This window comes from Sphingorhabdus sp. (assembly GCF_035329025.1).
Taxonomy (GTDB): Bacteria; Pseudomonadota; Alphaproteobacteria; order Sphingomonadales; family Sphingomonadaceae; genus Sphingorhabdus_B.
This window is the reverse complement of record NZ_DAOLHN010000040.1, coordinates 19,492-29,160: the sequence shown is the minus strand read 5'-3', so window position 1 is coordinate 29,160 and position 9,669 is coordinate 19,492. Positions and strand designations below refer to the sequence as shown.

Below are 9,669 nucleotides of genomic sequence, written 5' to 3'. Positions count from 1 at the left end.
GCGGGAAGGCGACTTTCCATTCCATCGCCATCTTCCACACCGGCGAATGGCGCGCCGCTTCGAGCCAAGCTTCGGGCACGCCATCCTTGCGCGCCTGTTCGATAACCGCCGGATCGTTGGGGTCGAGGAAGATGTCGAGTTGGGCCTGATACAGGTCCTCAACATTTTCGGCAGAGGCTGCTTCCTCAATGCGGTCCGCATCATAGAGCATCACGCCCAGATAGCGGATGCGCCCGACGCAGGTTTCCGAACAAACTGTCGGTTGTCCCGCTTCAATGCGCGGATAGCAGAATATGCACTTTTCGGATTTGCCGGTCTTCCAGTTGTAATAGATCTTTTTGTAAGGGCAGCCCGAAACGCACATGCGCCAGCCGCGGCATTTGTCCTGATCAATCAGTACGATGCCATCTTCCTCGCGCTTGTAGATCGACCCCGACGGGCAAGCGGCAACGCAGGTGGGGTTGAGGCAGTGCTCGCACAGGCGCGGCAGATACATCATGAAGGTATTTTCGAACTGGCCGTAAATTTCCTTCTGCACGCCTTCGAAATTATAGTCTTCCGACCGCTTGGAAAATTCGCCGCCCAGGATTTCCTCCCAGTTCGGGCCCCAATTGATTTTTTCCATCCGCTCGCCTGTGATCAACGAACGGGGTCGCGCAGTTGGAAAGGCCTGACTTTCCTTCGCCTGCTGTAAGTGTGAATAGTCGAAAGTGAAGGGTTCGTAATAGTCGTCGATTTCAGGCAAATCGGGATTGGCGAAGATCTTCGACAATAGCCGCCATTTGCCACCCATGCGCGGCTTCAGCCGACCGCCTTTCACATCCCAGCCACCGTTCCAGCGCTTCTGGTTTTCCCAGTCCTTGGGGTATCCTATACCGGGCTTGGTCTCGACATTGTTGAACCACGCATATTCCATGCCGTCGCGGCTGGTCCAAACATTCTTGCAGGTGACCGAGCAGGTGTGGCAGCCGATGCATTTATCAAGGTTCAAGACCTTGCCGATTTGTGCGCGAACTTTCATTCTGCTGCCTCCAGATGGGTTGCCGGGCCTTCGAGCCAGTCGACCTTTGATAGCTTGCGGACGATGACGTATTCGTCGCGGTTGGAACCGACCGTCCCATAATAGTTGAAGCCGTAGCTCTGCTGGACATAGCCGCCGATCATGTGCGTTGGCTTGAGCACTGCGCGGGTCACACTGTTGTGGATGCCCCCGCGCTGGCCGGTCAGCGGCGAACCGGGGACGTTCACGATTTTTTCCTGCGCATGGTACATGAAGAGCGTTCCCTCTTTCATGCGCTGCGAAACGACCACGCGAGCAACGAGCGCACCATTAGAATTGAACGCCTCCACCCAGTCATTATCGACCAGCCCCGCCTTGGCGGCATCCGTCTCGCTCATCCAGACAATCGGCCCGCCGCGAGATAGTGTGAGCATCAGTTGGTTATCGGTATAGGTGGAGTGGATACCCCATTTCTGGTGCGGCGTGATGAAGTTCAGGATAACATGCGGCGCATCCTTCGCCTCGTCGAGCATCGGTTTGACGGCCTTAGTATCGATCGGAGGACGGTAGACGCAGAAACCTTCGCCGAAGGCGCGCATCCACTTATGATCCTGATAGAGCTGCTGTCGCCCGGTCAACGTGCGCCAAGGGATTAGCTCATGCACATTGGTGTAACCGGCATTGTAGCAGACATGCTCGCTTTCCAGACCCGACCATGTAGGCGAGGAGATAATCTTGCGCGGCTGCGCCTGTATGTCGCGGAAACGGATTTTCTCTTCTTCCTTGGGCAGCGCCAGATGCGTGTGATCGCGGCCGGTGTTTTTTGACAAGGCCGCCCAGGCCTTAACCGCAACCTCACCATTGGTTTCGGGTGCTAGGCTGAGGATCACTTCACAGGCGTCAATGGCACTGTCGATTTTTGCCATGCCCTGGGTCGCTCCCTCCTCGCCCACTTCGCCGTTCAGGCGGCGCAACAGGTCGACTTCAGGCTCGGTATTCCATGATATGCCCTTGCCGCCATTGCCGACCTTTTCCATCAACGGGCCTAGTGCGGTGAACCGCTTATAGAGGTTCGGATAATCACGGGTGACGACCGCAACATTCGCCATTGTCTTGCCTGGTAGCGGCAGCGTTTGGCCTTTGCCCCAATCCTCGACATCAAAGGCTTGTGCAATTTCACCCGGCGTGTCGTGCAGGATAGGCGTCAGCACGACATCCTCTTCTACACCCAAAACTTCGGGCGCAATTTCGGAGAATTTCTTGGCAATCGCTTTGTAGATTTCCCAGTCGGACTTTGATTCCCAAACCGGATCGACTGCTGCTGATAAAGGGTGGATGAACGGGTGCATGTCCGAGGTGTTGAGATCGTCCTTCTCATACCAGCTGGCGGTCGGCAGCACGATGTCCGAATACACGCAAGTCGTCGACATGCGGAAATCCAACGTTACCAGCAGATCGAGTTTCCCCTGTGGCGCATCATCATGCCAGACGACATCCTGCGGCTTTTGCGCACCGGTTTCGCCCAGATCCTTGCCCTGCACACCGTGCTGCGTGCCCAACAGGTGCTTGAGGAAATATTCATGCCCCTTGCCTGATGAACCGAGCAGGTTGGAACGCCAGACAAACATGTTGCGCGGCCAGTTGGCTGGATCGTCTGGATCGCGACACGACATTTCAAGCTCGCCAGTCTGCAATGCGGAGGCGACATAGTCTTTCGCTTCCATACCGGCCACCTTGGCAGCCTTTGCCACTTCGAGCGGATTGGTTTTCAGTTGGGGCGCGCTGGGCAGCCAGCCCATGCGCTCGGCGCGGACATTGTAATCGATGAGCGAACCTGACCAATCGCCATCAGGCGCAGTCGGTGACAGGATTTCGTCAATGTCCAGTGTTTCATAGCGCCATTGGTCAGTGTGCGCGTAAAAGAAGCTGGTCGAGTTCATCTGGCGCGGCGGTCGAGCCCAATCGAGTGCGAAGGCCAAAGGTGCCCATCCGGTCTGCGGGCGCAGTTTCTCTTGCCCGACATAATGTGACCAGCCGCCACCCGATTGGCCAATGCACCCGCACATCACCAGCATGTTGATGATACCGCGATAGTTCATGTCCATATGATACCAGTGGTTCAGACCGGCGCCGAGGATGACCATCGATTTGCCCTTGGTCTTTTCCGCGTTGGTTGCAAATTCGCGGGCTACGGTGATGATCTGTTCAGCGGGGACCCCGGTAATTTTCTCGGCCCAAGCGGGAGTGTACGGGACATTGTCGCTATAATCGCTGCTGACATGCTCTCCACCCAGCCCGCGATCGAGACCGTAATTGGCGCAGAATAGATCAAAGACGGTAGCAACAAATGTCCTCCCTTCTTTGGTCTCGATCTGCCGGACGGGGACGCGACGGTTCAACACATCGGGATGGTCGGTGCCCTTGAAATGATCATGCTCGCGATTGCCGAAATAGGGGAAGGAAACGTCGACCACATCATCGCGATCCGCATCAAGGATGAAGGTAGTGCGCAGTTTTACATCACCGCCTGTGCCATCCTTTTCCTCAAGGTTCCATTTGCCCTCTTCACCCCAGTGGAACCCCGCCGAGCCCAACGGGGCTACCAGCTTGCCACTGGCATCATCGATGGCGACGGTTTTCCATTCGGGATTGTTCTTCTCGGCCAGATTGCCCTTCAGGTCGGACGCGCGCAGCAGCCGTTCGGGCACATAAGCGCCATTCTTTTCGACTAAGCGGACAAGCATCGGATAATCGGTGTAGCGGCGGCAATAGTCCTCGAAATATTCAACCTGCCGGTCGAGATGATATTCGCGCAGGATGACATGGCCGATCGCCATGGCGAGCGCCGCGTCGGTGCCCTGCTTTGGATTCAGCCAGAGATCTGCAAACTTGGTGGCCTCTGCATAATCCGGAGACACCACCGCGACCTTGGTGCCGCGATAGCGTGCTTCGGTCATGAAATGCGCATCGGGGGTGCGGGTCTGTGGGACGTTGGAGCCCCACATCATCAGGAAACCCGCATTGTACCAATCTGCACTTTCGGGGACGTCTGTTTGCTCGCCCCAGGTCATCGGGCTGGCGGGCGGAAGATCGCAATACCAGTCATAGAATGACATGCAGGTGCCGCCGAGCAGAGACAGATAGCGCGAACCCGCTGCATAGCTGACCATCGACATCGCCGGGATCGGTGAGAAGCCGATGATCCGGTCGGGGCCATATTTCTTCGCCGTATAAGCATTGGCGGCGGCGATGATCTCGGTCACCTCTTCCCAATGCGCGCGGACGAAACCGCCATGGCCGCGAATAGCGGTGTAGCTCTTCCGCTTCTTTTCATCCTCGACAATCGCGGTCCATGCCGCCACGGGGCTCATCGTCTGCCTGGCCTCGCGCCACAAGCGCACAAGGCGTGAACGGATCAGCGGGTATTTCAGCCGCTGGGCCGAATAGATATACCAGCTGTAGCTCGCCCCGCGCGGGCAGCCGCGTGGTTCATGGTTGGGCAGTTCAGGGCGTGTGCGCGGATAGTCGGTCTGCTGCGTTTCCCAGGTGATAATGCCGCCCTTGACGTAGATCTTCCACGAACAACTGCCGGTGCAATTCACGCCATGGGTCGATCGGACAATCTTGTCATGCTGCCACCGCTTGTGATAGCCATCCTCCCAATCACGCGCTTCGCTGGTGGTGACCCCATGGCCATCAGAAAATGTTGCACGCTTCCGGTTGAAGAAGGTCAGGCGGTCGAGAAGTTGGCTCATGGTCTTGGCCCTTTCAAGCGGTTGCAAGTTTGGCGCTGGGCGCGCGTTCGATGGAATGGAGAAGCCCGCCCGGTCTCGTGTAAACAAACCAGGTCAGGGCGGCGCAGCTGGCGTAGAAAATGAAAAAGCCAATCAGCGCCGCCATCGGCGTTCCGGTAGCCGCGATCGCGCTGCCAAAGCTTTTCGGGATGAAGAAGGCACCATAGGCTGCGATGGCCGAAGTGAAGCCGACAATAGCGGCCGATTCCTTCTCGGCTTGCCGCACCTGCTCCTGCTTGCTCAGTTCGGGCATCAGGCGCGGGATTTCGCTGCGCATGATGCTGGGGATCATCTGGAAAGTGGAGGCATTGCCCACGCCCGTGACGAAGAACATGAAGATGAACATGCCGAGAAAGCCCCACCAGTTTCCGGCTTGCAGGAAGTACATCACGCCGACGACACCGATCATCATGAAGACGAACACCCAGAAGGTAACTCGCCCACCGCCCCAGCGGTCTGATACCCAGCCGGTTGCAGCCCGGCTGATCGCGCCGACCAGCGGGCCGAGGAAGACAAACTTCAGCACGTCGACGTCAGGGAACTGGTGCTTGGCGAGCAAAGGCAGGCCAGCCGAGAAGCCGATGAATGAACCGAAGGTGCCGGTGTACAGCCAGCACATCAGCCAATTATGCTTGCGCTGGAAAATCACTGACTGCTCGGCGAAGCTCGCCTTGGCATCGGCAATGTCGTTCATCCCGAACCATGCCAGCAGCGACGACGCCATGATAAACGGCACCCAGATGAAACCCGCATTTTGCAGCCACAGCTCACCGCCTTCTTTGTTGGGCAGAGGGTCACCGCCCATCGCACCGAACACGCTGGCGGTAATCACCAAAGGCACGATGAACTGCATCACCGACACACCCAGATTGCCGAGACCTGCATTCAGGGCCATCGCATTGCCCTTCTGCGCCTTGGGGAAGAAGAAGCTGATGTTCGACATCGAAGAAGCGAAATTGCCACCGCCGAAACCGCAAAGAAGCGCTAGCACCAGGAAGATGATGTACGGCGTTTCCGGGTTCTGCACTGCATAACCGATTCCAAAAGCTGGAATCAGCAGCGAAGCCGTGCTCAGCGTCGTCCACAGCCGCCCGCCGAAGATCGGCACCATGAAGCTGTAGAATATCCGGAAGGTCGCCCCCGACAGCCCCGGAAGCGCCGCCAGCCAGAAAAGCTGGTCAGTCGTGTAGTCGAACCCGATCAGCGGCAACTTTGCGACAACCATCGACCAGACCATCCACACCGAAAAGGCGAGCAAGAGTGCCGGGATCGAGATGTAGAGGTTGCGCCGTGCGATACGTTCGCCTGTGGCTTCCCAGAAATTTGCATCTTCGGGTTTCCATTCCTCCAGTACGCGCGTTTCGCCTGCGGCATGTTTGGCCGGATCGTGCAGTTCGGCCATTTCGGGGAATTGCGGAAGGCTACGCGCATCAATACCGCTGGCTTTCTGTTCCATCTGACGGATCGCCATGTGCATCCAGCCGAGCGCCACAACCACCAGCGCGAAAAGCACCATGAAGCAGCTGGTCCAGATATTGGTGAGATCGCTGACGACACCAAAGACGATGGGAAGCACAAAGCCACCCAGGCCGCCGACCATGCCCACCATACCGCCAACGGAGCCGACATGATCGGGATAATAAACCGGGATATGTTTGTAGACCGCAGCCTTACCCAGCGACATGAAGAAACCGAGCACGAACACCGTGATCACGAACGGTACGAGCCCCATTGAGGTCGAAAAGGCGATGTCGCCCTTAATTCCATGAATGACATAATCGGTTGACGGATAGCTCAGCATGAACAGGCAGAGCATCGACACGCCAAAGGTGGCGTACATGATTTTGCGCGCGCCATATTTATCCGACAGCATTCCACCATAAGCGCGGAAAAGGCTGGCCGAGAGCGAGAAAATGGCGGCGAGCATGCCCGCAACCTTCACGTCAACATGATAGACCTCGCTCAGATATTTGGGCAACCACAACGCAAGCGCGACGAAGGCCCCGAAGACAAAAAAGTAATAGAGCGAGAAACGCCAGACCTGCTGATGCTTGAGAGGTTCCAACTGTTCGGCCAGCGACTTGGGCTTAACGCCGCTATGCTTGCGTGAAGCAAAGTCTGGATCGTCTTTTGCCAGAACGAAGAAAATGACCGCCATCACAGCCAATGCAGCGGCCCATATTTGCGCAACTGCCGTCCAGCCCATCGCAACCATTACGAACGGAGCAACAAATTTGGTCACCGCTGCACCCACATTGCCCATGCCGAAAAAGCCGAGCGCAGTGCCCTGTTTTTCCTGTGGGAACCATTTGGAGACATAGGCGACACCAACCGCGAACCCGCCACCTGCCAACCCAAGCCCCAAAGCGGCTACAAGCATTAGAATGTAGGTATCGGCATAAGACAGCAGGAAGGTCGAAACCGCAGAAGCAAGCATCGTCAGCGGGAACACCAGTCGCCCACCATATTGGTCGGTCCAGATTCCGAGAAATACACGGACAAGAGAACCTGTCAGGATCGGCGTTCCCACTAGCAGCCCGAATTGGGTGTCATTCAAGCCGAGCTCAGCCTTGATCTCGATCCCGATGATCGCAAAAATCGTCCAAACCGCAAAGCAGACTGTGAACGCTCCGGTGCTCAGCCACAGCGCCCCTTGCTGCTGTTTTGACGAAACCGTTGATGCAACCATGACCAGCCCCTTTTGCGGCGAGAGAAATCTGGTTCTGGTCTGCATTCTTATCCGCTGGGTTTGTTGATGTGGATCAACCTGCACCTGGCAAACCCGTCAAAATCACGCAGGCCTGATCATGGTCAAAAATCGAGGTGTCATTCGTCACTAGTGCGATTGATATTTATCAATCAGGCGTTTACATTCGACCGCATCGAAGTTGGGGAACAATTGTGCGCGCTGCTGAAAAACCGGAAATTGCTGCACTGCCTTTATTCGCCTCGATGGATCCCGAGCAACGTGAACAGATTTTTGCTGCTTCCTTCCTGCAGGTCTTCCCGCCAGCGCTGAAGCTGTTCGATACCGGGCAGAAACCCGATTTCCTGCACATATTGATCGATGGTATGGTCGAACTTTTTACCGGCAACGGCGATCGGACAACATCGATGGCAATCGTGCGACCGGTGCGCAGTTTCATTCTCGCCGCCGCTTATACCGACCAGCCGTATCTGATGTCGGCGCGCACTTTAACTGCATCGCGCATCCTGATGATCCCATCGCCATTAATCCGCGATGCCATCGACAACGACCGGTCGCTGATGCGCGGGGCAATGCAGGAACTCGCATTCGGTTTTCGTTACTTCGTTCGCGCACTCACCGACATGAAACTGCGCCAGTCGGTCGAGCGGCTGGGCAATTTCATCCTTCTCGAAAGTGGTGAGCGCGGTGGCGCTGTGCAGTTCGACCTGCCCGTGGAAAAGCGCATCCTCGCGTCACTACTGGGCATGACGCCCGAGAATCTATCACGCGCGTTTAGTGCGCTGGCCGCGCATGGCGTCGTCGTATCCGGCAACACCGTGCAGATCACGAATGCCGAACTGCTGGCTGCCTTTGCCCGTCCTGATCCGTTTCTTGACCGGCCCGGTTGAATCAGAGCTTCAGGTCGAGTGAGAACCAAAATTTTGTGGTGTCGGTGGCAAAATCGTCTGTATTGTAACGCGCGAATTTCAGTGTTGCGGTCAGATGTTTGTCGATCGGAACTGCCAGCATGGCTCCCAATTCACTGCCATAATTCAGCCCGCCCCGTGTTGAATTATAGTCATGATATTGTAGCCGCGCGCTAGCGCCCTTGATCGGACCTACAGCGGGAAGCTTCACCGCGACGTCGGCGTATAGATCGCGCAATCCATTTGCTGGCGTGCTCAAAAATTTGTCGGCCCAACCATTGAAAGCATGAAGCGTAGCCAGTGGCGTTTGCAGGGCACTCACACCATTGCCTTCCAACTGCTCCCAGCCGGCCTTGACGGTAACAGCGCCCAACGAAATGCCAGGTTCGACCAGCAAATAATCAAGCGAGAAGTTTCTCGGGTTCGAGCCAAGGTCACGCTGGTTGGCATATTCCGCCGCATAGAGCAGCTTAGCTTTGCCCGACAGCTTCTGTTCGCCAGCCAGCCTGACGCCTATCGTTTTCGAAGAGGAGAGCGGAGCATCTGGTAGGTCGAGGAAATAGCCATAGGTCGTCACTGTTCCAACTGGCTTCGCTTCAAAATTGGCGCGGACCATATGGATATTATTGTCGCGCCAGATTCCTTGCGGTGAGTCGGGTCCAAAGATGCGGTTGACGCGCCAGGCATAGCCATAGTCGAGCGCAACACCTTTCATCGGTTTGATCGTCACGCGGGCGGCATCAAGCGTCTGGTCATTCTGTCGCCAGCCCACCGACCCGATCCAACGCTGGTTGTCGAAATTGACCGCTTGACGACCGAGGACAGCTTCGACTTCCTTTACCGGTTTGTAACGAAGCCACGCCTGATTGAGCAGAACATCGGAAGGATCAGCAACAATCGGATAAGCGGTCAAGCCATTGACCGTATCGTTGTAATGCCGAGGTCCGACGCGGGCTATCGCATCCCCTTCGACAAGTGCGCTAAAACCGCTCCACTCGCGTGTTTTGAACCCCGCACGAACCCGCAAGGTCGATGCAGTCGCATTTTCCGGCAACCCATCCTGACCAATCAATTCGAGCCGATAACGTATGTCGGCATAAGGTGTAATCGCTTTTGGCTCTTCGGCTGTTTGCGCTACAGCAGGCAATGTGCAGGTCAACGCCGCAAGAACGGCAAGGCTCGGCTTGAGGATTTGCTTTTCCATGCCGCTCAATTAGCGCAGGGAGCGCTTACAATAATTGACATTAATCAATGTTATTG

The 9,669-nt window shown here is 56.4% G+C and carries 5 protein-coding genes; 1 reads left to right on the top strand and 4 read right to left on the bottom strand.

Annotation, left to right across the window (positions count from 1 at the left end):
• The 3 genes from narH to PKC81_RS11530 form a co-directional block, all read right to left on the bottom strand.
• Positions 1–1,021 (bottom strand): nitrate reductase subunit beta (gene narH, locus PKC81_RS11540; RefSeq protein ID WP_324336217.1); only part of this gene is annotated, 1,021 nt, incomplete at its 3' end.
• The gene (locus tag PKC81_RS11535) at positions 1,018–4,755 is read right to left on the bottom strand and encodes a nitrate reductase subunit alpha (protein ID WP_324336215.1); all 3,738 of its coding nucleotides are present in this window, start codon (positions 4,753–4,755) and stop codon (positions 1,018–1,020) included. The genes narH and PKC81_RS11535, both read right to left, overlap by 4 nt.
• Positions 4,756–4,768: 13 nt before the next feature.
• On the bottom strand, positions 4,769–7,528 hold the full coding sequence (locus PKC81_RS11530; RefSeq protein ID WP_324336213.1) for an MFS transporter: 2,760 nt from the start codon (positions 7,526–7,528) through the stop codon (positions 4,769–4,771).
• A 167-nt stretch (positions 7,529–7,695) separates the two neighbouring features.
• Here PKC81_RS11530 and PKC81_RS11525 point away from each other — a divergent pair, with 167 nt between their 5' ends.
• Positions 7,696–8,391, top strand: coding sequence for a helix-turn-helix domain-containing protein (locus tag PKC81_RS11525; protein ID WP_115548993.1), 696 nt, complete (start codon positions 7,696–7,698; stop codon positions 8,389–8,391).
• Between the two features lies 1 nt (position 8,392).
• Here PKC81_RS11525 and PKC81_RS11520 read toward each other — a convergent pair whose 3' ends face one another.
• Positions 8,393–9,613, bottom strand: coding sequence for an alginate export family protein (locus PKC81_RS11520; protein WP_324336210.1), 1,221 nt, complete (start codon positions 9,611–9,613; stop codon positions 8,393–8,395).
• Positions 9,614–9,669: the final 56 nt, after the last annotated feature.

Bases quoted from the DNA above. Each gene is read 5' to 3' on its own strand.
- PKC81_RS11535 (WP_324336215.1), bottom strand. From the start codon at position 4,755: ATGAGCCAACTTCTCGACCGCCTGACCTTCTTCAACCGGAAGCGTGCA.
- PKC81_RS11530 (WP_324336213.1), bottom strand. From the start codon at position 7,528: ATGCAGACCAGAACCAGATTTCTCTCGCCGCAAAAGGGGCTGGTCATG.
- PKC81_RS11520 (WP_324336210.1), bottom strand. From the start codon at position 9,613: ATGGAAAAGCAAATCCTCAAGCCGAGCCTTGCCGTTCTTGCGGCGTTG.